This window comes from Halococcus sediminicola, assembly GCF_000755245.1.
Classification (GTDB): domain Archaea; phylum Halobacteriota; class Halobacteria; order Halobacteriales; family Halococcaceae; genus Halococcus; species Halococcus sediminicola.
In genome coordinates this window covers 56,363-77,164 of record NZ_BBMP01000004.1, presented here as the reverse complement: position 1 = coordinate 77,164, position 20,802 = coordinate 56,363, and the positions used below count along the sequence as shown (strand labels likewise).

Annotated in this window: 15 protein-coding genes and 1 pseudogene; 8 read left to right on the top strand and 8 right to left on the bottom strand. The window is 63.9% G+C overall.

The features are described from left to right. Window positions 1–9 precede the first annotated feature (9 nt). On the bottom strand, window positions 10–1,569 hold the full coding sequence (locus ACP97_RS01530; RefSeq protein WP_049996083.1) for an O-antigen ligase family protein: 1,560 nt from the start codon (window positions 1,567–1,569) through the stop codon (window positions 10–12). A 117-nt stretch (window positions 1,570–1,686) separates the two neighbouring features. On the opposite strand from ACP97_RS01530, the gene ACP97_RS01525 reads away from it, so the two are divergent. Next, window positions 1,687–2,502 carry an undecaprenyl-diphosphate phosphatase gene (locus ACP97_RS01525; protein WP_049996082.1) on the top strand — a complete coding sequence of 272 codons (816 nt, stop codon included), beginning with the start codon at window positions 1,687–1,689 and terminating at the stop codon, window positions 2,500–2,502. Between the two features lie 38 nt (window positions 2,503–2,540). Further along, the gene (locus ACP97_RS01520; protein WP_049996081.1) at window positions 2,541–3,734 is read left to right on the top strand and encodes a GNAT family N-acetyltransferase; all 1,194 of its coding nucleotides are present in this window, start codon (window positions 2,541–2,543) and stop codon (window positions 3,732–3,734) included. 15 nt (window positions 3,735–3,749) lie between these two features. Here ACP97_RS01520 and ACP97_RS01515 read toward each other — a convergent pair whose 3' ends face one another. The 3 genes from ACP97_RS01515 to ACP97_RS01505 all read right to left on the bottom strand — a co-directional run bounded on the left by ACP97_RS01515 (window position 3,750) and on the right by ACP97_RS01505 (window position 7,254). Next, window positions 3,750–4,898, bottom strand: coding sequence for an acyl-CoA dehydrogenase family protein (locus ACP97_RS01515; RefSeq protein WP_049996080.1), 1,149 nt, complete (start codon window positions 4,896–4,898; stop codon window positions 3,750–3,752). A gap of 72 nt (window positions 4,899–4,970) precedes the next feature. Beyond that, window positions 4,971–6,614 (bottom strand): long-chain fatty acid--CoA ligase, encoded by a 1,644-nt coding sequence (locus tag ACP97_RS01510; RefSeq protein ID WP_049996079.1) that lies wholly within the window; start codon window positions 6,612–6,614, stop codon window positions 4,971–4,973. A 73-nt stretch (window positions 6,615–6,687) separates the two neighbouring features. Next, window positions 6,688–7,254, bottom strand: a complete 567-nt coding sequence (locus ACP97_RS01505; RefSeq protein ID WP_049996078.1) for a thioredoxin family protein — start codon at window positions 7,252–7,254, stop codon at window positions 6,688–6,690. A gap of 114 nt (window positions 7,255–7,368) precedes the next feature. Here ACP97_RS01505 and ACP97_RS01500 point away from each other — a divergent pair, with 114 nt between their 5' ends. The 4 genes from ACP97_RS01500 to ACP97_RS01485 all read left to right on the top strand — a co-directional run bounded on the left by ACP97_RS01500 (window position 7,369) and on the right by ACP97_RS01485 (window position 14,164). Beyond that, entirely contained in the window at window positions 7,369–10,842 is a 3,474-nt protein-coding gene (locus tag ACP97_RS01500; RefSeq protein WP_049996077.1) for a PAS domain S-box protein, read from the top strand. A 65-nt stretch (window positions 10,843–10,907) separates the two neighbouring features. After that, entirely contained in the window at window positions 10,908–12,500 is a 1,593-nt protein-coding gene (locus ACP97_RS01495) for a bacterio-opsin activator domain-containing protein (RefSeq protein WP_237561055.1), read from the top strand. Between the two features lie 39 nt (window positions 12,501–12,539). Beyond that, complete coding sequence (locus ACP97_RS01490; protein WP_049996076.1) at window positions 12,540–13,028, top strand: Lrp/AsnC family transcriptional regulator; 489 nt, start codon at window positions 12,540–12,542, stop codon at window positions 13,026–13,028. After that, window positions 13,025–14,164 (top strand): pyridoxal phosphate-dependent aminotransferase, encoded by a 1,140-nt coding sequence (locus ACP97_RS01485; RefSeq protein WP_049996075.1) that lies wholly within the window; start codon window positions 13,025–13,027, stop codon window positions 14,162–14,164. Before ACP97_RS01490 ends, ACP97_RS01485 begins: the two co-directional genes overlap by 4 nt. Before the next feature lie 103 nt (window positions 14,165–14,267). On the opposite strand, the gene ACP97_RS01480 is transcribed toward ACP97_RS01485, so the two are convergent. Together ACP97_RS01480 and ACP97_RS01475 are read right to left on the bottom strand one after the other, a co-directional pair. Beyond that, the gene (locus ACP97_RS01480; protein WP_049996074.1) at window positions 14,268–15,158 is read right to left on the bottom strand and encodes a hypothetical protein; all 891 of its coding nucleotides are present in this window, start codon (window positions 15,156–15,158) and stop codon (window positions 14,268–14,270) included. A gap of 157 nt (window positions 15,159–15,315) precedes the next feature. Then, on the bottom strand, window positions 15,316–16,545 hold the full coding sequence (locus ACP97_RS01475; RefSeq protein ID WP_049996073.1) for an inorganic phosphate transporter: 1,230 nt from the start codon (window positions 16,543–16,545) through the stop codon (window positions 15,316–15,318). 86 nt (window positions 16,546–16,631) lie between these two features. Between ACP97_RS01475 and ACP97_RS01470 the strand changes: the two are divergent. Together ACP97_RS01470 and ACP97_RS01460 are read left to right on the top strand one after the other, a co-directional pair. Then, a pseudogene (locus ACP97_RS01470) lies at window positions 16,632–17,621 on the top strand (secretion system protein); the annotation flags it as partial. A 570-nt stretch (window positions 17,622–18,191) separates the two neighbouring features. Next, window positions 18,192–19,190 carry a tyrosine-type recombinase/integrase gene (locus tag ACP97_RS01460; RefSeq protein ID WP_049996071.1) on the top strand — a complete coding sequence of 333 codons (999 nt, stop codon included), beginning with the start codon at window positions 18,192–18,194 and terminating at the stop codon, window positions 19,188–19,190. A 154-nt stretch (window positions 19,191–19,344) separates the two neighbouring features. Here ACP97_RS01460 and ACP97_RS01455 read toward each other — a convergent pair whose 3' ends face one another. Further along, window positions 19,345–19,638 carry a hypothetical protein gene (locus tag ACP97_RS01455; RefSeq protein WP_049996070.1) on the bottom strand — a complete coding sequence of 98 codons (294 nt, stop codon included), beginning with the start codon at window positions 19,636–19,638 and terminating at the stop codon, window positions 19,345–19,347. Beyond that, on the bottom strand, window positions 19,639–19,863 hold the full coding sequence (locus ACP97_RS01450; RefSeq protein WP_049996069.1) for a hypothetical protein: 225 nt from the start codon (window positions 19,861–19,863) through the stop codon (window positions 19,639–19,641). Window positions 19,864–20,802: the final 939 nt, after the last annotated feature.

The following is a 20,802-nucleotide window of genomic DNA, read 5'->3' as shown; positions in this document are numbered from 1 at the left end:
CCGTTCGCCTCAGCCCGACAGGCGGCCGGTGACCGACGAGCCGAGCCGCGAGCGCGTGGCTCGATTCCGGTATCGCTTGCTCGCGGCCCCGACCGTCGCACCCGCGAGCAGCCAAAAGGCCGCGTTGCCGACCGTCCAGTGGTAGGCCGCCATCCACGAGGAGTAGGCGTGGAAGGCGGCCATCGCCGCCAGCATGGCGACCCAGAGCAGGCGTTCGGTTCCCTCGGTCGCCACCACCAACCGAAGGGCGACGAACGCCACGGCGAGGGCGGCGAGGAGGTAGAAGCCACCACCGACGAACCCGGTCGCGGCGAGGTTCGTGAGGATGGTGTTGTGAACGCCGAGGTCGGCCGGCAGGCCGTAGCGCTCGGAGAGCAGATAGAAGTTCTTCCCGCCGATGCCGAACAACGGGTATTTGACGGCGACCTGCACCGCCGTGATGTACTCCTCGACCCGGACCGCGAGCGTGTCGGTACGGAAAATTCCGGTGTCGCCGTCGCTCGACTGAAAGATGGCCCACAGGACGCGGGCGACGGCGCCCCAGACCGCGACGGCCACGACGCCGGCGACCGCCGTGATGGCGGTTGAAAAGCGACGGTTCGACGCGAAGAACAGCCAGACGGTGAGGGACGCGCCGAAACCGAGTCCGAGGAGGATGAGCGTCGCCCAGCCGGCATCCGTGTCGGCGATGCGAATCGAGAACACCGAGGCGGCGATGGCGACGATCACCACCGGGGAGAACCACGCGCGACGAACCGCGACGACGACCGCGAGCGGGAGCGCCAGCAGCAACACCATCACCAGTTCGCGGCCGTGGCCGACGAACCCCCCCGCGTAAAAGCCGGTTGCGACGTCGGTAGAACCGAGGACGAACGAGCGGAGATATCTGTCGGGTGGCTCACCCAAGAAGGGAAAGCCGAGCATTCCCCCGTTGGTGATCTGGGCGAGCGAGACGAGCAGGTTGCCGGCGACGGCCACGAGGAACGGATAGAGTACACAACGGACATCCATGTGGTAGACGATCAGCGCGGCGACGCCGAACACGACGAGGTTGCGCAACTGCTCGATGGCGTACATGAACGCGGCCGCCGACGAGACGCCGTTGGCGACGACGCCCGCGGCGAACGCCCAGCAGACGAACGCCAGCAGGCCGACTGCCGCGAGCGAGCGCTCGTTGACCCGCAGCGACACCCCGTCACGGACGCTCTCGTACAGCAGGACGAACAGGAGCGGAACGGCGACGAGGTCGGCCGCCACGACGTCGACCGTCGCGATGCCCGGGCCGTCGACGAGCGTCACGGCGACGTCGAACAGACTGAGGACGACGACGGCGCTCGCGAGACCGGTCTGGACGTGTCCGCTCACGAGGATGACGGCGAGATAACAGAGGCCGGCCACCACGACGAGTACCGGGGTCGGGAACCCACTCGCCGCCGCGACGACCGGCACGCAGACGGCGAGCAGCGCGGTCAACAACAGTGCGAACCAGACGGACACCCGTACCGCGCTCTCGCGGACCGGGAGGGCGTTGTCGGTCGTCCCGAACTGGTCGGCGAGCAGTCCATTCACGTCTATACGCTGACATCATACGCGGTCGCCCCACATACGTGTATCGGTATTTTCACAGTCAGGCGCGTGGGAGGAAGCAATCGAACCGCCTTTATCCGGCCGCCGTGGCCGGTGGACATGGACCGATCGGTCGTGCTGGCGCTCGTCGTCGGGATTTTACAGGGTGTCTTCGAGTGGCTGCCGATTTCGAGCGAGGGGAACATCACGCTGTATCTCACCGTCGTCGAGAACGTCTCGCCGGCGGTCGCCGTCCAGCTATCGCTCTTTCTCCACGCCGGGACCGCGCTCTCGGCGCTCGCTTACTACCGCGACGAGGTCATTGAACTCCTCGGCGAGATCCCCAACTGGCGGCCCGACGGAGCGTTCGACCGCGAGCGCTCGGAACTCACCTTCCTGGTCGTCGCCACGCTCGCGACCGCGGCGGTCGGCTTACCCGCTCTGCTGGTGCTCGAAGAACTGGTGGGTCAACTGGCGGGCGGGGCGTTCGTCGCGCTCATCGGCGGTCTGCTGGTCGTCACGGGACTCGTCCAGCGCGGGGTCGAGGACCGTGGTGGGCGGCGCGAGACGCCGGACCTCTTCGATGCGGTGCTGGTGGGCGGTCTGCAGGGACTGGCGATCTTGCCGGGCATCTCCCGGTCGGGGACGACCGCGAGCGCACTGTTGCTGCGGGGCCACGACGGTCCGTCGTCGTTCCGGCTCTCCTTCCTACTCTCGATTCCGGCGGCGCTCGGCGCGGGCGTGGTCACGACGCTCAGCGACGGGATTCCGGCGATCTCGCCCGCGATGGCCGCCGTGGCGCTCGCCACGAGCGCGGTCGTCGGCTATCTCACCATCGACGCGCTGATGCGACTGGTCGAGCGCGTTTCGTTCTGGTTGGTCTGTGTCGGACTCGGCTCGCTCGCGGTGGTCGGCGGCGGCGTCTTCTTGCTCTGACGGGCCAGTTATTTCACCGGTCGGACTGCAGGACGATCATGCCAACGTACCGCTCAGTTCCAGACGACCGCATCTACGAGTTCCGGGCGATCCATCAGTACGCCTTCAGCCCCGCCGAACCGTCGGAAATCTCCGAAAACGTCGACGACCTCCCGCGGCGAGCGAGACCCGGCGCGCGCCGCGGTCTGTTCGACAGTGACGAACTGCTCTGTACCGCTACTCACCACTGGTTCACGACGACGGTACGCGGCGGCGAGCACCCGCTGGCGGGACTCGCGGGCGTCGCCACCCCACCCGAAAACCGCCGGCAGGGACTGATCGCCCGACTGCTCCGCGAATCGCTCGTCGAGTACCGCGAACGGGACCAGTATCTCTCCGCGCTCTGGCCGTTCGAGTACGCCTTCTACCGACGGTACGGCTGGGCACGGGCCGGCACCACGGCGATCTACGAGTGCGATCCCGAGGCACTCGCCTTCGCGGCGGGGACCGACGGCGGCGAGTTCCGCCGGCTGAGTGCCGACGATTTCGCGGCGATGAATCCGGTGCTCGCGGCCGGCGGCGAGGGCGTCTCGCTCTGGATGCGCCGCAGCGAGGAGTGGTGGCGCGATCGGATTTTCACCGGTCGCGAGAACGACCCCTACGTCTACGGTGTGGAGCGAAACGGCGACCTCCGGGGCTACGTCGTCTACGACGTCGAAACCGACGACGGGCGAACGATGTGGGTCAAGGAATGCAACGCGATCGACCACGAAGCGTTTCTCGATCTCCTTCGATTCCTGTACTACCACGACTCGCAGGTCGAGCGCGTCCGCATCCGCGGCCGCCTCGACTGGCCCCTCCTCGATCTCGTCGACGACCCGCGTGCCATCGACTGCGAACTGACGCCCGGCGGAATGGTCCGTCTCGTCGACGTCGAGCAGGCGCTCGCCACCCTCGACTATCCCACGCCCGCCGAGGGCCGCGTTGTCCTCTCGGTCGACGACTCGACCGCCGCGTGGAACGACGACACGTTCGCGCTCGCGGTGGAAGACGGCGCGGCGACCTGCACTCGTGTGGACGAGTCGCCGGACGCGAGAGTCGGGATTACGACGCTCTCACAGCTGTTCGTCGGCCATTTCTCGATCGAACGGGCAAGGATGGCCGGCGACCTCGCCGTCGAATCGGACGAGGTGGCGGCGCGTCTCGACGGGATGTTTCCGGCGCAGGAGGTGATTCTCAGCGAGGATTTCTGATCGAGCGGTGGTTATCTACTGGCGCTGGCTGTAGATCAGGTTGCGCTGGACGGCGTTGGCTCCCTCGTAGATGACGGGGATCCGGCAGTCACGATAGACGCGCGCGATGCGGTTCTCGGTCAACACGGAGCGCCCGCCGTGGAGTTGCATCCCTTTCTCGGCACAGTCGACGGCGGTCTCGGTCGAGTTCGCTTTCGCCAACGCGGCCCAGTAGCCCGCGTTGTCCTGATTGGCTACCTTCTCGGCGGCGCGCCAGTTGAGCGCGCGGGCGCGTTCGAAGTCGATGAGCATGTCCGCCAGATCGTGCTGCACCGACTGAAACTCGCTGACCTCGCGGCCGAAGGCGTCGCGGTCGTGGACGAACTCCCAGGCCTCCTCGATGGCTGCCGCGGCGAGACCCAACCCGTGACCGCCGACGACGATACGGCCGTGGTTGAAGAACTCGGCGAGCATGTAGAAACCCGTCCCCTCGTTGCCGACGAGGTTCGCCTCGGGGATCCGGCAGTCCTCGAAGAAGATGTGGCCCTGTTTCGAGGCGCGAAAGCCCATCTTCTCGGGGATGTGCTCGGCCTCGTAGCCCGGCGCGTCCGTGGGCACGATGAACATCGAGAAGTTCGAGTAGCGGTCGTCGGAGTCGTCCGTCTTGGCGTAGACGGTGAGCCAATCGCCCTCGACGGCGTTGCCGACCCAGTATTTCTCGCCATTGAGGACCCACTCGTCGCCGTCCTTCTCGGCGGTGGTCTGCATCCCGGCGAGGTCGCTGCCGGTCTGGGGCTCCGACACTGCCAAGCCGGTGATCTGCTCGCACTCGGCGACCGGGCGGAGATACTCCTCGTGTTGGTCTTTATTTCCATACTTCTCGACGATCTCCGCGCCGAAGCTCGCCAGTTGGAGCGTGAGCGCGATGCCCGCGTCGGCCCTGTAGAACTCCTCGCCGATGGCGAGCATCTGCTGGAGGTCGAGGTTCCGTCCGCCGAGGTCCTCGTTGATGTCTTGGGCGACCAGCCCCGCCTCTTGGCCGGCTTCGAGGATCTCCCACGGGTACTCGCCGCTTTCGAAGTATTCCTCGGCGTTGGGCGCGATGTACTCCTCGGCGAACTCGTGGGCGTCCTGTTTCACCTCGCGGGCGTGTTCGGGAACGATGGACTCGTCCAGTAGCTCCATGTCCCCACGTCGGGGGCGCGACCCAAATAACTCGTGTAAACCGGCAACGGGTCGTGGAGAGTTGTCGACTCGCTATTCGTCCTCGGGAGCGGCCTCCGCCGGCGCTTTGCCCGCGACGAGCGACTCGTCGGAATACTCCTCGCGGAGGTCCTTCTTCGAGAACTTTCCGGTCGCCGTTTTGGGTACCTCGTCGATGAACACCACGTCGTCGGGCACCCACCACTTCGGGTAGTCCTCGCGCACGAGATCGAGCAGTTCCTCCTTCAGCGATTCGCGCTCCTCGCCGACGACGAAGGCGACGGGCCGCTCCTGCCAGCGCTCGTGGGGCACCCCTACCACGGTGGCCTCGCTCACGTCGTCGTGGGCCATCAGCGCGTTTTCGAGTTCCACGCTCGATATCCACTCGCCACCCGACTTGATGACGTCCTTCGCGCGGTCGACGATCTTGATGTAGCCCTCGGGATCGACGCTCACCACGTCACCCGTCTTGAGCCACCCATCTTCGAAGTCCTCCTCGTTGGCCTCGGGGCGCTCGAAGTATTCGGTCGTGACCCACGGCCCGCGGACCCATAGCTCGCCGAACTCCTCGCCGTCCCACACGATCTCTTCGTCGTCCTCGTCGATGACTTTGAACTCTAGCCCAGGAACCATCAGGCCCTGTTTGGCGCGCTTTTGGTAGCGGTCGGCGTCGTCCCACTCGTCCATCCCGTCTTTGAGTCTGGCGACCGACCCGATGGGACTCATCTCGGTCATCCCCCACGCGTGGAGCACGTCCACCCCGTGCTCGTCGAAGCGCCGAATCACCGACTCGGGCGCGGCGCTCCCGCCGATGATGACCTGTTCGAGCGAGGAGAGGTCGACCTCGTTTTCTTTCATGTAGTCGAGCAGTCCCAGCCACACCGTGGGCACGCCAGCGGTGATGGTGACGCCCTCCTCTTGGATGAGGCGGGCGATGTCGGCGGGATCGGGCGAGGGGCCCGGATAGACGTGTTTCGCGCCCGCTGCCGTCGAGGTGAACGGCATCCCCCACGCGTTGACGTGGAACATCGGGACGACCGGCATCACCACGTCGGTGTCGTCGAGACCCAGCCCCTGGGGCGTGAGGGTCGCCATCGTGTGCGACCAGAGCATCCCCTGAGTGTATTCCACACCTTTTGGTTTACCGGTGGTGCCCGAGGTGTAACACATCCCGGCAGGGCGCTCCTCGGAGAGCGCCGGCCAGTCGTATTCGTCACTGTGCCCGTCGATGAACGATTCGTAGTCCACGCAGTCGAGGTCCGTCTCGGGTATCTCCTCGCCCATTACGACGAATTTCCGTACCGAAGCGAACGCGTCCTCGTCGACCGCGCCGGCGAGTTTTTCGAACAACGACGGGTCCACGAACAGGAGTTCGTCGCTCGCGTTCTGGACGATGTACTGGATGTGCTCGTCCGGCAGGAGGGGATTGATGGTGTGGAGTTGCCGGCCCGAGTCGGGTACGGCGAAGTACGTCTCGAAGTGGCGGTGATGGTTCCAACAGAAGGTCCCAACACGGGCGTCGTCGCTAATACCACTCTCGTCGAGGGCGTTCGCCAGTCGGGCGACGCGCTCGCCGAACTCCGCGTAGTCGTAGCGCTCGATGCCGTCGTGGGTGCGCGAGACGATCTCGACGTCGGGATACATTCGCTCTGCGCGCCACAGGAAGGGTCGAAGTGTCTGGTCGCTGCCTCCGGGCATACTCATTCCTACGGCCGACAGCTAATGATTCTTCCCCACGGTAATTGTTCACATACCGTGGGTGGTGAGTCGGCTACTTCCACTTGATCGAACAGCCACGCGAGGGCCGAAACTGCTGGTCGACCGGCACCCCCGAAAGCACCGATTCGATGGCTCCGGCCATCTCGAAGCCCGGTTCGCCCGACGGCCGTTCGTCCGGGCCGGTGGCGTCGTCGAGGCGACCATGATACGCGAGTTCGAACCCAGCATCCCCGTTGCGAAAGAGGAACGGGTCGGGCGTACAGACCGCACCGTAGGCCCGCGCGACCGCCTGTGACTCGTCGTGCAGATAGGCGTCGTACTGGACGGTGCCGTCGGCGACGAGTTCCTGCATCCGCTCTACGGAGTCGTCGGGATATTCGTCGGCGTCGTTGGGGTTGATGCCGACGACGGCGACGTCGTCGTAGGCGTTCGCGAGACCGTTGAGCGGTTCCACCTTCGCCTGTGCGTACGGACAGTGATTGCAGGTGAAGACGACCAGCAGTGCTCGATAGTGGGAGAAATCGGCGAGCGAATACGTCTCGCCGTCCGCGCCGGGCAGTTCGAACTCGGGGGCCGGGTCGCCGCGTTCGAGGTCGCGCGTGGACTCTTCGAGGACCATGCCCGGCCACACGACCGCGGGGGCTAAAGCTTCCACGGACACGCGGGTGGCGGCCGTCGATGGCGACCCGGAGACAGGTTTTTCTCATTCCGGTGGCATTCGGATACACCGAGGATGACCGAGGGGATTTCGGTGCTGATGGTCGACGACGAACCGGCGGTCGCGGACCTCGCCGGGACGTATCTCGAACGCATCGACGACAGGCTGGACGTCACGACCGAGACGGCCGTCAATGCGGCGCTCGAACACGTCGCCGCCGCGGAGGTCGATTGCATCGTCAGCGACTACCGAATGCCGGAGATGAACGGTCTCGAACTGCTCGAAACGGTGCGCAAGAGCCATCCGAACCTCCCCTTTATCCTCTTCACCGGCGAGGGCGGCGAGGGCGTCGCCAGCGAGGCCATCTCGGCCGGCGTCACCGACTACCTCCGGAAGGGGTCGGGCGGTGAAGGCTACGAACTGCTCGCCAACCGCATCGCCAACGCCGTCGAGAGCTACCGTGCCGAGCGCGCGCTCGAACGCTCCGAGCGGAAGTACCGCTCGCTCATCGACGCCGCCCCGGATGCGGTGTTGGTGGCCGACGCCGATACTGGACGGATCGTCGAGGCGAACGTCGCCGCCGAGGCACTGCTCGACCGTTCACGCGAGGACATCGTCGGGATGGACCAGACGGACCTCCATCCCGAGGGGGAAACAGAGCGCTACCGCGACCTCTTCGAGCGCCATCTCGGTGACCCGGGCAACGACGTCGCCCGGTTTCCCGACGGCTCGGACGTCGTGGTCGAAACCGCCGACGGCGAGACGGTGCCGGTCGAAATCAGGGCGCGCGTCGTCGAAATCGGCGAGCGGACGCTCCTCCACGGCGTGTTCAGGGACGTCTCCGCGCGGCGCGACCGCGAGCAGGCCCTCGACGAGGAGCGCGCGCTCACCGAGGCCATCTTCGAGGCGCTGCCCGACCCGGCGTACGCCTTCGACACCGAGGGGGAGATGGTCCGCTGGAACGAGGAGTTCGCGTCGGTCGTCGGCTACACCGATCCGGAGATCGCGCGGATGAACTATCGGGAGTTCGTGCCGAGCGAGGACCACGAGCGCATCACCGAGCGCGTCGGCGACATCGTCGAGACGGGCGAGCGCGCCGTCGTCGAATCGGCGCTCGTGACGAAAGCCGGCGAGACCATCCCCCACGAGTTCAGCGCCACGCGCTGTGTGGGGACGAACGGTGGCCACGGCATCGTCGGCGTCGGGCGCAACGTCAGCGAACACCGCCGGCGCGAGCGCGTCGTCACGGCGCTCCACGAGGCGACACGGCGACTCGTCGCCGCCGAAACTAAGGATACTATCGCCGAGAGTGTCGCGGCGACCATCGAGGAGATTCTGGGCTTTCCCATCGCCGTGGTCCGCTTTCACGACGACGCCCGCGACACGCTTGACCCGGCCGCCGTGACCGACGCGACGCGGGACCTGCTCGACGAGCGGCCGAGCTACGCGCGCGGCGAGGGGTTTCCGTGGCGGGCGTTCCGCGCCAATGAGGCGGTCGTCGTCGGTTCGGGAGGCACACCCGGCGACGAGATCCCCATCCGTCACCGCCTGTATCTCCCACTCGACGGCCACGGGACGATAACCGTCGCCTCGCTCGACGAGCCGTTCGACGACACGACCATCAGACTCGCGCGCGTGCTCGCGGCGAACGCGACGACGGCGCTCGACCGCCTCGAACGCGAGGAACGACTGCGCCGCTACGGGCGAATGCTCGACGCCGCCGGCGACATGATCTACACGCTCGACTCGGACGGACGATTTCGCACCGTCAACGACACGCTCGTCGCCGAGACGGGGTACGCTCGGGAAGACCTCCTCGGCGAGCACGTCTCGACGCTGCTCGACGCCGACGACGTCGCCACCGGGCGGTCGCTGGTTCGCCAGTTGCTCGCCGACGGTGTCGACGCCGTCAGCGACTCCTACGAGACGGACGTGCGGGTCGCCGACGGGCAGACCATCCCCTGTGAGGTCCAGCTCACCGTGCTGGAGGGGGAGACGGGGTTCGAGGGTACCGTCGGCGTCGTCAGGGACATCACGGCCCACAAGCGCCACGAGCGGCTGCTCGAAGCGCTCCACGACGCCACGCGGGAGATGATGACCGCCACCACGCGCCGCGAGGTCGCTACCGTCGCCGTCGAGACTGCCGAGGACGTCCTCGACATGGAGCTGAACGGCGTCTGGTTCCACGAGGAGGGGGTGCTCCGACCAACGGTGATCTCCGAGGCTGGCGAGGAACTGTTCGACGCCCCTCCGACGTACACCGGCGGCGAGAGCCTCGCGTGGGCGGTCTTCGAGTCCGGCGAGATGGAACGCTACGACCGCGTCGACCATGAGTCGGGCGTTCACAACCCGAACACGCCCATCAGGAGCGAGCTACTGTTATCGCTCGGTGACCACGGCATACTGACCATCGGCGCGACCGAACCGGCCGCGTTCGACGACCGCGACGTCTCGCTTTCGAAACTGCTCGCGGCGAACACCGAGACGGCGCTCGACCGTGCCGCCCGCGAGCGCGACCTCGTCGTCGAGCGCGACCGCCTCACCGCGCTGTTCGAGAACGTCCCCGACGCGGTGCTGCGCTACGAACTCGTCGACGGCGAGCCGATCGTCCGCCGGGCGAACGAACGCTTCGAGACGATGTTCGGCTACGATACTACGGAAGTCCTCGGGGAGAACGTCGACGAGTACATCGTCCCACCCGACCACGAAGCGGAGGCCACGGCGCTCAACGCGGCGCTCGCCCGCGGCGAGAGCCATCAGACGACCGTTCGCCGGCGGACGGCCGACGGCGTGCGCGATTTCCTGTTGCACGTCGCGCCGCTCGCGCTCGGCGAGCACAGCGGCGGCGGCTACGCCATCTACACCGACATCACCGACCAGAAGCGCCGCGAGCGCGACCTCGAACGCCAGAACGAACTGCTGGACGGGTTCGCGAGCGTCATCTCCCACGACCTGCGCAGTCCGATGGGCGTCGCGCGCGGACGGCTCGAACTCGCCGAGGCCGACCAGCACTCAGAACACCACGAGGCGGCGCTGTGGGCCGTCGACCGGATGGACACGCTCATCGAGGACGTGCTCACGCTCGCCCGGCAGGGGCGCGTCATCGACGACACCGAACCCGTCGAGCTTGCGACCGTCGCCGAGCGGGCGTGGCGAACGGTCAAAAGCGACGCGGCGACCGTCGACGTCGAACTCACGGAGACGGTCGATGGCGATCCCGATCGACTGCTACGGCTGTTCGAGAATCTCTTTCGCAACGCCATCGACCACGCCGGCGACGACGTCCACGTCACCGTCGGCTCGATCGAGGAGGGCTTCTTCGTCGCCGACGACGGTCCCGGCATCCCCGCCGACGAGCGCGAGCGGGTCTTCGAACACGGCTACTCGACGAGCGAGTCAGGAACTGGATTGGGACTGATGATCGTCCGCGAGATCGCCGACGCCCACGGCTGGACGATTTCGGCCGCCGATTCGGCCGAGGGTGCCCGATTCGAGGTCCACACCGAGCAGAGCGAGGGGCGACGAACACCGATGACGACGCGGCGATAGGACGAAGCTATCGGCGTGGCTACATACTGTTTTTTATCGCAGGGGCTACTGTGATATCTTACACAGTGAGCGAACGGATGGACAGCGCCGATGGGGTTCACGTGCTCTTCGTCGACGACGAGCGCCACGTCGTCGAGACGGCGGCGATGGCACTCGAACGGGTGGGTAAGGGAGTCACCGTCCACGCCGAGACGAGCGCCGCGGCGGCGCTGTCGTATCTCGACGCCGAGCACGTCGATTGCGTCGTCAGCGACTATCGGATGCCGGAGATGAACGGCCTCGAACTGCTCGAAACGGTCCGCGAGCGCCATCCAGACCTTCCCTTCGTACTCTCGACGGGGAAGGGAAGCGAGGACGTGGCGAGCGAGGCCATCTCGGTCGGCGTCACCGACTACCTCCAGAAGGGCGGCGGTCTCGACCAGTACACGGTGCTCGCAAACCGCATCGAGAACGCGGTGGCGAAACACCGTGCCGAGCGCCGTATCGAGAGTCAGCGCGACGAACTGGCGACGCTCGACCGCATCAACGTCGTCATCCAGGACATCGTTCGCGGGTTGGTCGCGGCGGCGACGCGCGACGAGATCGCGGCCACGGTCTGTGAACGTATCGCAAGCGCCGACCTATACGAGTTCGCGTGGATCGCCGAGCGCGACGCGAGCGGCGCGTTCGCCATCCGGACGGGAGCCGGCATCGACACCGCCGATGTGGAGATCGCCACCGCCGACGGCGGCATGGCGACGATGGCCGACGAACTGCCGGCGACGGGGGACGTGGAGGTCTTCGAGGGCGGTGCGGGACCGTGGCAGGCGAGCACCGAGGACGCCGAGTCGATGGCGGCCGTGCCGCTGTCGTACAACGACGTCGTCTACGGGGTGCTCGTCGTCGCGGCGACGCGCCCGGATGCCTTCTCCGAGCGCGAGCGCGCCGGCTTCGCCGCCCTCGGCGAGGTGGCCGGCTTCGCCATCAACGCCGCCCAGACGATGAAGTTACTCCTCTCCGATACGGCGGTCGCGCTCGAACTCCGGGTCACCGACGAGCAGGCGTTTTCGACGACGCTGACCGAGCGCCTCGACTGTCGGTACGTCGTCGATGGCGTGGTCCCCGCCGCCGACGGTGCGGTGCTCCAGTACGTCACCGTCGAGGGTGTCGAGAGCGAGCGCGTGCTCGACCTCGCCACGGAATCGTCGGCCGTCGTGGACTGCCGGTCGGTCAGCAGCCACGAGGAGGGCGGCGTCTTCGAGATCATCACTCGGGAATCACCCGTCAACAGCGCCGTCAGCGCCGGCGGAACGGTCGGCGCGTACGGCGTCGAGGACGGGGTCGGGAACATGGTCATCGAAGTCGCCCCCGAGACCGACGTGCGCGCGCTGGTCGATTCGTTCGAGCGCGCCCATCCGGGGTCGGAGCTACTGTCGAAACACACCGTCGAACGCCCGGTTGCGGGCGATGCGGGCGTTCGGCGGTCGGTCGACGAGCGGCTGACGGACAAACAGCGCGCGGCGCTGCGGGCGGCGTACTTCGCGGGCTACTACGAATGGCCGCGGCGCTCGACGGCCGAGGAGATCGCCGACTCGATGGGTGTCTCCTCGCCGACGCTGCACAACCACCTCCGGAAGGCCCAGCAGAAACTCCTCGTCGCCTTCCTCGACGAGGAGTAGCGACGGAACGCTTTTGTCCCGCGGCGCTGGCGTCGCTGTATGGACTCCCGCGCGGAACTGCTTTCGTTGCTCCGTGAGAACGCGCGCTATACGACCGCCGACCTCGCACGCATGCTCGGTACCGACGAGGGTGACGTCGTCGACGGTATCGAGACCCTCGAAGCCGAGGGCGTCGTCCGGGGCTATCAGGCAGTCGTCGACTGGCGACGGACGGACGAGGAGCCGGTGCGCGCGCTGGTCGAGTGCAACGTCACGCTCGACCGCGAGACGGGTTACGACGACATCGCCGACCGGCTCGTCGGCTTTCCGGAGATCCAGTCGCTCAGGCTCGTCAGCGGCGAGTACGACTTTTCGGTCACTGTGGAGGCCGATTCGATGGGCGACGTCTCCAGATTCGTCTCCGAGAAGGTCGCGCCCGTGCCCGAGATCACCCAGACCGTGACCCACTACCTGATGGAGTCGTACAAGGAGCGCGGCATCGAGTTCGACGATGGTCACGACGACGACCGGCTCTCGGTCTCGCCATGAAAACGTCCGAGCGGGTCGAGCGGGTGCCACCATCCGGAATCCGCCGATTCTTCGAACTCGCCGAGGAGATGGACGACGTCATCTCGCTGGGGGTCGGCGAGCCGGACTTCACCGCACCGTGGAGCGCGCGCGAGGCGGCTATCGACTCGCTGGAGCACGGTCGCACCTCCTACACCGCCAATCGCGGGATGGCGTCGCTCAGAGAGGCCATCGCCGAGCGGGCGGCGGCACAGTACGGTCTCGATTACGACCCCGACGAGGAGGTGCTCGTGACCGCCGGCGCGAGCGAGGCCATCGACGTGGCTTTTCGCGCGTTCGTCGATCCGGGGGATCGGGTGGCGGTCGCCCAGCCATCCTACGTCTCGTACGTGCCGGGCGTAACTTTCGCCGGCGGCGAACCGGTGCCGATTCCCACCAGAGAAGCGGACGACTTCGAACTCACCGTTGAGGCACTCCGCGAACACGGTGCAGGCGACGCCGAGGCGCTTGTGTTCTGCTATCCGAACAACCCGACGGGGGCGACGATGAGCGAGCGCGACCTCGAACCGATCGCCGACTTCGCCCGCGAGCACGATCTGACCGTGCTCGCCGACGAGATTTATGCGGACTTGACCTACGAGGGCGAGCACACCTCGATAGCGACCCTGCCGGGGATGCGCGAGCGCACGGTCGTCTTCAACGGCTTCTCGAAGGCGTACGCGATGACCGGTCTGCGACTGGGCTACGCGCTCGCCCCGCCCGAGGGGATTCGGGCGATGAACCGCGTCCACCAGTATTCGATGCTGTCGGCCCCGACGACGGCTCAATACGCCGCTCTCGACGCACTCGACAACTGCGAGGCACAGGTGAGAGAGATGTGCAACCAGTACGACCGCCGTCGCCGGTTCGTCCTCTCCCGGTTCGACGAGATGGGTATCGACTGCTTCACGGCCAAGGGCGCGTTCTACGTCTTTCCCGAGAGTCCGTGGGAAGATGCCGAGGCGTTCGCCGAGGCGCTGCTCGAATCCGAGGGCGTGGCGGTCGTCCCAGGAGATATCTTCGGCGCTGGCGGCGAGGGCCATCTCCGAGTGTCGTACGCGACGGGCATCGGGGAGTTGCGCGAGGCGATGGACAGGATCGAACGATTTCTCGACTGAGCACGGCTCGCCGACCCGTACGTTACGGCAACGATCTGTGCCCCGAAACCCTCGTCGTAGCGAACACGACAGTCGTCATCAACTCATCGGTCGTTTCCGGCTCCTACGGACCATTCATCGGATCGACCTCGCCCGGTCCGACCGTCGTTCTCAGTTCCCCGTCGATATACACCTGTAGTGTGGCGTTGCCGTCGTTGGAGAAGCCTTCGAGGTACGGCCACTCGACTCTGTACGTGTCCTTGGCGTGATCACCGGTAATGCCCTTTGCCGTCGGGAAGCTCCCGTCGTTTTCCGTGCTCACTATCGTATCCGTTTTCTCAGTGTCCTGAACGGGATACGCACTTTCGCCGACACCGTTCGCAACGTATTGTGACGTCCCACCATCGACGGCTCGTATCGTGAGATTGTGAGCAGGCCTACCATTGTCTACTGTAGTGGTCGATGGGCTCGCGTTCTCGTTCGGCTCGTACGTCCCCCGTAGCTCCCCGTCGATGTATAGCTTGAGCGTTGCCGTCCCGTTGTTCACGACCTGCCCGACGCTCTCGGCCCGGATATCGAAGGTGTCTGCGGCCTGTTCTCCGGTAATACCCGTGGCGTAAGTTGCCGAGTCGTTTGCAACGACCGAATCCGTTTTCTCAGTTCCTGCTGCGGCCTTCGCACCGTCACCCACGTCATAGATCGTATAGCTTGACGTACCGTCGCCCACGGCTTCTATTTTCATCGTATGAGCGTCCATCGTCGTCTCCGTCTCCGTCAGTGTCGCAGTCGGTGTTGCCGTCGGTGCGATCGTGGCATCGGACGTCTCGGTCGCTGCCGTGGTCGGTGTTTCACTCGGATCGACAGCCGTCGCGTTTGCCACTGTTGCCGTCGGTGTCTTGGACTCCCGGATGACTGTCGATGTCGCGGTTGATTCGCCATCGTTTTTGGCGAGACCCGAACAACCAGCTGACACCACCAACATCACGAGGAGGACGGTGCTAATTGATCGTTTCATGTCTCACCAACACGTGACCGGCATATAATCGTCCGGTCTCGAAGCATCGACTGTCGGAAATGCGACAGTCGACAGCGACTGCGAGCCCTGGTGAACGATGGCGTGACCTACGACGGATCGTCGACAACCTGGGACGCGGTTCGTTTGTCTGCGTCGGTTACGCCCCGCCGTAGACGGGGAAGACGCGAAAGAGCAGGTAGGAGGCGATCGCCGACAGCGAGGGGGTGAGAATCCAGAGCATCACCACTCTTCCCGTGGCCGACGGGTCGAAGAGGTCCTGTGCGGTGAGGTCGGTCGGCTCCTCGTCGCCGATGGGACGGACGCGCTCCGGCCGGCCGCCGTCGGCGGTGCCGCCTGCGCCCTCGGCGCGCTCCGGTGTCTCCGCGGCGAGCGCCCCAGTTGAAAGGGTCGCGCTTTCTTCACCTTGGATGGCCGCCGAGGCGGCGTCGGCGATGGTCGTCGTTCGCGTCGCCCGTCCCCAGCCCAGCCCCACGATGCACATCGTCGCGCTGACGGCCAGACTCGCCGGGATGCCTAGTTGTGAGAGGATCGTGATGATGGAGGCGCTCACGCTGGCGACGATGAGCGACGCCAGCAGTGGAAGGTCGGTGAGGTCGTTCCCGATGGTGTCGAGGGTGCGCCGAGCGATGGTGAACGCGCCGATGGCGATGGCTCCGGCGGCGATGAGGACGCCCTGGTCGATGGTGATCGCGCCGTTGCCGACCAGCGGCGCGACCGCGTTGGCGACGTTCGACGCACCGGCCGAGAAGGCCATATAGCAGCTGATGGCGAGGACGACGCCGCTCCAGAACACTTCCTTGGGTCGGGTGTTCTCGGCGAGTCGCGGTATCGGCACGGTGCCCGAGCGGTCGACGTCGAACAGCGCGCTGTCGGATCGGTCGAGCGCGAACCACGCTTCGAGATAGGGGTAGAGATACCGGCCGACGACCGCACAGACCCAGAACGCTACCACCGGAGCGACGAGCCACCACGAGACGATGCGCCCCATCACTTCCCAGTCCAGGTTCCCGCTCGCGAGACCCAGCCCCGCGATCGCGCCGACGGCAGTCATCGAGGTCGAGGCAGGTACTCCAAAGAGATTCGAGATGAGCAGGGCAAGCCCGACGAAAAAGAGCACGCCGACGCTCGCCGCGAGCGTGAACGCGCTCGATGGGACGATGTCGCCGCCCATCGTCGCCACGACGTTGCGTCCGACCGTCCAGCCGCCAACGAGCGCGAAGAGCGTAAAGAGCGCGGCCGCGCCCGTCTTCGAGACGAGCCGGCTCCCTACTGCCGGCCCGAACGCGACGCCCGTCGAGGAACCGCCGATGTTGAATCCGACGAAGACCGCGACCGCGAGACCGACGAGAAGAAGGACCGTATTCATACCGAGAATACTTTCGGAGTCGGGTAAACGGTATCGTTCTCGACCGGTGTGAGGGTTTTTGTACGATACCGCGGCCACCCTCGGCAATGCCGGATGGCGCGAACGACGTCGGCGTCGAAGCGATCGAAAGTCGCCTCGCGGACGCGGCCGAAACCGGACACGCCCTCGCCGGCGTCGTCGCTGCTCGGACCGTCGAGACGAGCGCCGACTGCGACGAGGACGGATTTTTCACCGGGGCGGACGGGCGGACGACGGTCGCGAACCGCTACGACCTCGAAAAGGCCGTCCCGATCGAGCGCAAACCCCACTTCCGCGAAGTGACACGCTACTGGGTCAACGAACCCTACTCGTTCGTCGTCATCTTCCATTCCACGCGCGAAAACGAGGAGAAATACTACCTCGTCGAGCCACACCTCACGCCCATCGAGTCGGAGCTACAGGCGTTTTTCACCGGGAAACTCAAGACCGGTATCACGTATTCGGGCGACGAGAGTATCGTGGGGGGCGACGAGTTCGAGCGCGCGGACGTCATCGAGGCCGAGACCGGCCGCCTGCTCGACCGCTACGACCTCTACGACGGCTCCATCGCCGGCGCGGGGAGTTCGGGGCTGTTCGGGAAGTTGAAAGGATTGTTCGGCAACGACGCGGGCGATACCCACGACGGGTCGGGGTTTTCGGGTATCGCGGCCCGCCCGGAACCGGCGGTGCTCGACGAGGATTCGAAAACGCTCACCGAGTATCAAGTCGAGAAACTGCTCTACTATCTCAAACGCGATTTCATCGGCTACGAGCGCATCGACGGCATCAAACACGACGTCAACGTCGAGGACATCTCGTGTGACGGGTACGATTCTCCGGTCTTCGTCTACCATGCCGACCGCGAGCAACTCATCACGAACGTCCATCACGGCGAGCGCGACCTCGACGATTTCGTCGTAAAACTCGCCCAGCGCTCGGGCAAGGGCATCTCGAAACGCCAGCCACAGGTCGATGCCACCCTTCCGGATGGGTCGCGCGCCCAGCTCACGCTCGGCTACGAGGTGTCCGACCACGGCACCAATTATACCATCCGGCAGTTACTGTTTCGCAAGTATAGGAAAGTTCTATATCACCCCGGTCCATAGTAGGGATATGGGACGGACCCAAATCAACCTACAAGTCTCACCCGGTACGAAAGAGGAGTGGGAGCAGTACGCCCAAGAATCGGCCGAAACCAGTAGTTTATCCCACCTGATACGACTCTCCGTCACGGAGCACATGGCCGGGTCCGACGGACAGGACACGTCCGACCGTACGGAGCAAGGTTCGGAAGCAACAGGCGAGATCTTGAGCGCACTAACTCAAATCGATAACAAGGTAACGGACCTACAAGACCGGATGGGTGCTGTCGAACGCGAGCAGGATTCAGCCGAAGGGTATGACTTCCGGAAAGTAGTGTATGAAATGCTACCGGAAGGCGAACCCCGGTCGCGCGGAGACGGTATTACTGCCGAGGACATAGCCCGCCGTATCGGGGCCGATGAGTCCGACGTTACGGACGCTCTTGGGACCCTTACCGGTGAGACCGCAGGCGTCTCGTCGGCCACCAATGCCCCACCCGATGGGTCCGAACCACGGACCGTTTACTTCCGAAGGGGTGGCAACTAATGCCAGCGCAAAAGACGGTCCCCGACACGGAATATGAGAACCTGTTAGATGGATTTAAGGATAGGGTCACGGTCACGAACACGGCGGGTACGGCAGAACGATACACCTACTCGATCCGCTACTGGCTCCGGTACCTCGCAGACAACGATATTGACCCCTTCGACGTGACTACAGCAGATTTGCGGGTACACCTCCGTAAGATGCTACAGGACGACTATTCTGTGAGTATGGTCAAAATGCGCCGGAACGCGGTATCAAAGTTCTACGGCGAATTGGCCGACATGCAGGCCGAAGGGTTCGACGTTCCGACCGCACCGGAGAACCCTACCGACGAATTAGATATATCGGATTGGTCGGCACTACGAAAGGGGACCGAGAAATCGCAGGCACTGCGGGAAGACATACACAGCATTACGCCGGAAGAGGTACAGGCCATCTGCGAGCACGTCCGCGACCCACCGCTCCGTAATGAGTTACTAATCCGTCTCGCATATCAGACGATGCTTAGGAGGGGCGAATTGGTGCAAATCCGTCTGACAGACATAGACCGCGAGGAGAGAAGCATCAAGATCCGGGCGGATAAGACCCACCTCAATCGGACCGTGTACTATCAACCGTCACTGAATTTCTTGTTAGACCAATGGATTGATATCTACCGCGAGGGGTATGCCAAATCCGACGCAGGATACCTGTTCCCGACGCATAGGTCGGAGTATATAAACGACCATACATTTAATAGGATTATCCAGCAGTCGGCCGAAGATGCTGGCATACAGGAACATCTATACACCGACCACGGCGGGAAAGACCATATGCGAGTAACCAGCCACACGCTTCGCCACACGGGGGCCGTCCAATCGCTCCGTAACGGCATGGACGTTCGGACACTGCAAAAAGTATTGGGCCACAGTAAGTTAGATACGACCGAAAGGTATTTGGATATTGCTACAACCGATGTCCGTGATATGACCCGCAAATACGGCCCCGGAACCGAGTAGATCGGCCGATTTGTGTATTTGCAGCGACGTCCCCCTCTGGCGATTAGCCGGTTCCCAGATCCATCTCTATTAAGGTGTATTCCCTGCGCTCGTGGGTATGGGATTTTTACTGCCGAAAGGGCCGGTCCTCAGGGGGTCTAAACTGTCGATCCCTCTATTCGTGTCTGAATTTTGCCGACGGAAGGTCGCACTGCTCATCAATTAGTGCTTCAAGGAACTGCTCCCCCTCGCGGATAGTATCAGCGTCAAATTCGGACTCATCCGGGTCAATATTCAGGTCGACGTTTACCCGTCCGTCCGAACCCAGATTGTGCCCGTGCATGTCCACGTATGTAGAGTATTCGTGATTCGTTCCGCCTTTCTCGATTCGGTATAGGAGGTGGTATGCTTCCACCTCCCCAAACTCTATTGTAGCCATTTCAGTTTCCTCCCCGAATAAGTCAAACATCTACTCGAAGTCACCGGGTTCTACCGACAACTCACTCATGTCGAGCATAACGGTCCGACGGGACATTACATGCTCTGGCGTAAGGTCGTTCAACTCGGCGACCCGCTTCACAAGTTCTCGGTCGTAGGCCTCTCGACTCAATTCCTCTCGGTGCTCCGTTTCGACCGTAATGGGTTCGTCGTCGCTACTGTTCTCCTCAATGTTCTCGGCGGAAACGTCAATCATTCTAAGTCATCGAGAGTGTACTGAATCGATGCACGTACCGCGTCGGGGAGATCCGTGTCGTGTCCTTCCGATAGTTCCTCTACTTGTGACGTAGTGCTGGCACCATTAGCGAAACGTAGTCGTTGCAATTCTACGCGGTCGCGCCGTCGGTCAATCGATTCTTTAAGGGCCTGTGCTGTCTCGTCGTCCAGACTTACAGTTACCTGCTTCATTTGTTGTAGTTCTCCACAATAATACCGGATGTTTCCGGACTATCTGCTGATTGCGGCTGTATTTCTACATTCTCTAACAGAAAATAGAGTGTATCGTGTGTTGCATTGTCGCCCCTGATTTGCTGGATGGAGCGTAGGCGCTCGCGTGAGTCCCTTCGGATTTCTACGGTTGTAATATCTGGCATGTTGCGACAGGACCGGTCCCAGTTGCCCGGAACCGGCCGGAATTGGAGGGTCGTTCTCGGCCGACCCCCATGCCGTGCTCCTTTGTCAAGAGGCCTTGAGCCTCGGCCCATTTCAGACGCTTCAAGTCCGAACGACCTAATGACACGATCTGGATAGATGTCGAGGTCGTCGTCGGAATCGGCGTTTAATGAGGGGAGGTCCCCCCATGTCTAATTTGTAATAGTCCCAACTACTTAAGTCTTTCGGTTGTCTATAGTTATTTTTATTTACTATTACAAGAATAGAACCCTCTCGCCGGAACGAATAAGGGTCTCACCGACCCGGCTATAGGAGCCGAAATTTTGGACAGAAATCACTCTGGATTTTCTCAGTCGATGTACCCACTCTATATATAGAGTTTTCTATATATAATTATTTTAAAAAACTTCTTGACACGTTCGGGCAGAACCGTGTCATACATACGTACGCCACTACTCGCCCGAAACAAAAGAACTACCACAGAACCAACACTATTTCCATCCGAAGCCATCGACCGAGATAA

Bases quoted from the DNA above. Each gene is read 5' to 3' on its own strand.
- ACP97_RS01455 (WP_049996070.1), bottom strand. From the start codon at position 19,638: ATGTTTGACTTATTCGGGGAGGAAACTGAAATGGCTACAATAGAGTTT.
- ACP97_RS01510 (WP_049996079.1), bottom strand. From the start codon at position 6,614: ATGCCCGGAGGCAGCGACCAGACACTTCGACCCTTCCTGTGGCGCGCA.
- ACP97_RS01450 (WP_049996069.1), bottom strand. From the start codon at position 19,863: ATGATTGACGTTTCCGCCGAGAACATTGAGGAGAACAGTAGCGACGAC.
- ACP97_RS01460 (WP_049996071.1), top strand. From the start codon at position 18,192: ATGCCAGCGCAAAAGACGGTCCCCGACACGGAATATGAGAACCTGTTA.
- ACP97_RS01520 (WP_049996081.1), top strand. From the start codon at position 2,541: ATGCCAACGTACCGCTCAGTTCCAGACGACCGCATCTACGAGTTCCGG.
- ACP97_RS01500 (WP_049996077.1), top strand. From the start codon at position 7,369: ATGACCGAGGGGATTTCGGTGCTGATGGTCGACGACGAACCGGCGGTC.
- ACP97_RS01525 (WP_049996082.1), top strand. From the start codon at position 1,687: ATGGACCGATCGGTCGTGCTGGCGCTCGTCGTCGGGATTTTACAGGGT.
- ACP97_RS01505 (WP_049996078.1), bottom strand. From the start codon at position 7,254: ATGGTCCTCGAAGAGTCCACGCGCGACCTCGAACGCGGCGACCCGGCC.
- ACP97_RS01475 (WP_049996073.1), bottom strand. From the start codon at position 16,545: ATGAATACGGTCCTTCTTCTCGTCGGTCTCGCGGTCGCGGTCTTCGTC.
- ACP97_RS01490 (WP_049996076.1), top strand. From the start codon at position 12,540: ATGGACTCCCGCGCGGAACTGCTTTCGTTGCTCCGTGAGAACGCGCGC.
- ACP97_RS01515 (WP_049996080.1), bottom strand. From the start codon at position 4,898: ATGGAGCTACTGGACGAGTCCATCGTTCCCGAACACGCCCGCGAGGTG.
- ACP97_RS01480 (WP_049996074.1), bottom strand. From the start codon at position 15,158: ATGAAACGATCAATTAGCACCGTCCTCCTCGTGATGTTGGTGGTGTCA.
- ACP97_RS01485 (WP_049996075.1), top strand. From the start codon at position 13,025: ATGAAAACGTCCGAGCGGGTCGAGCGGGTGCCACCATCCGGAATCCGC.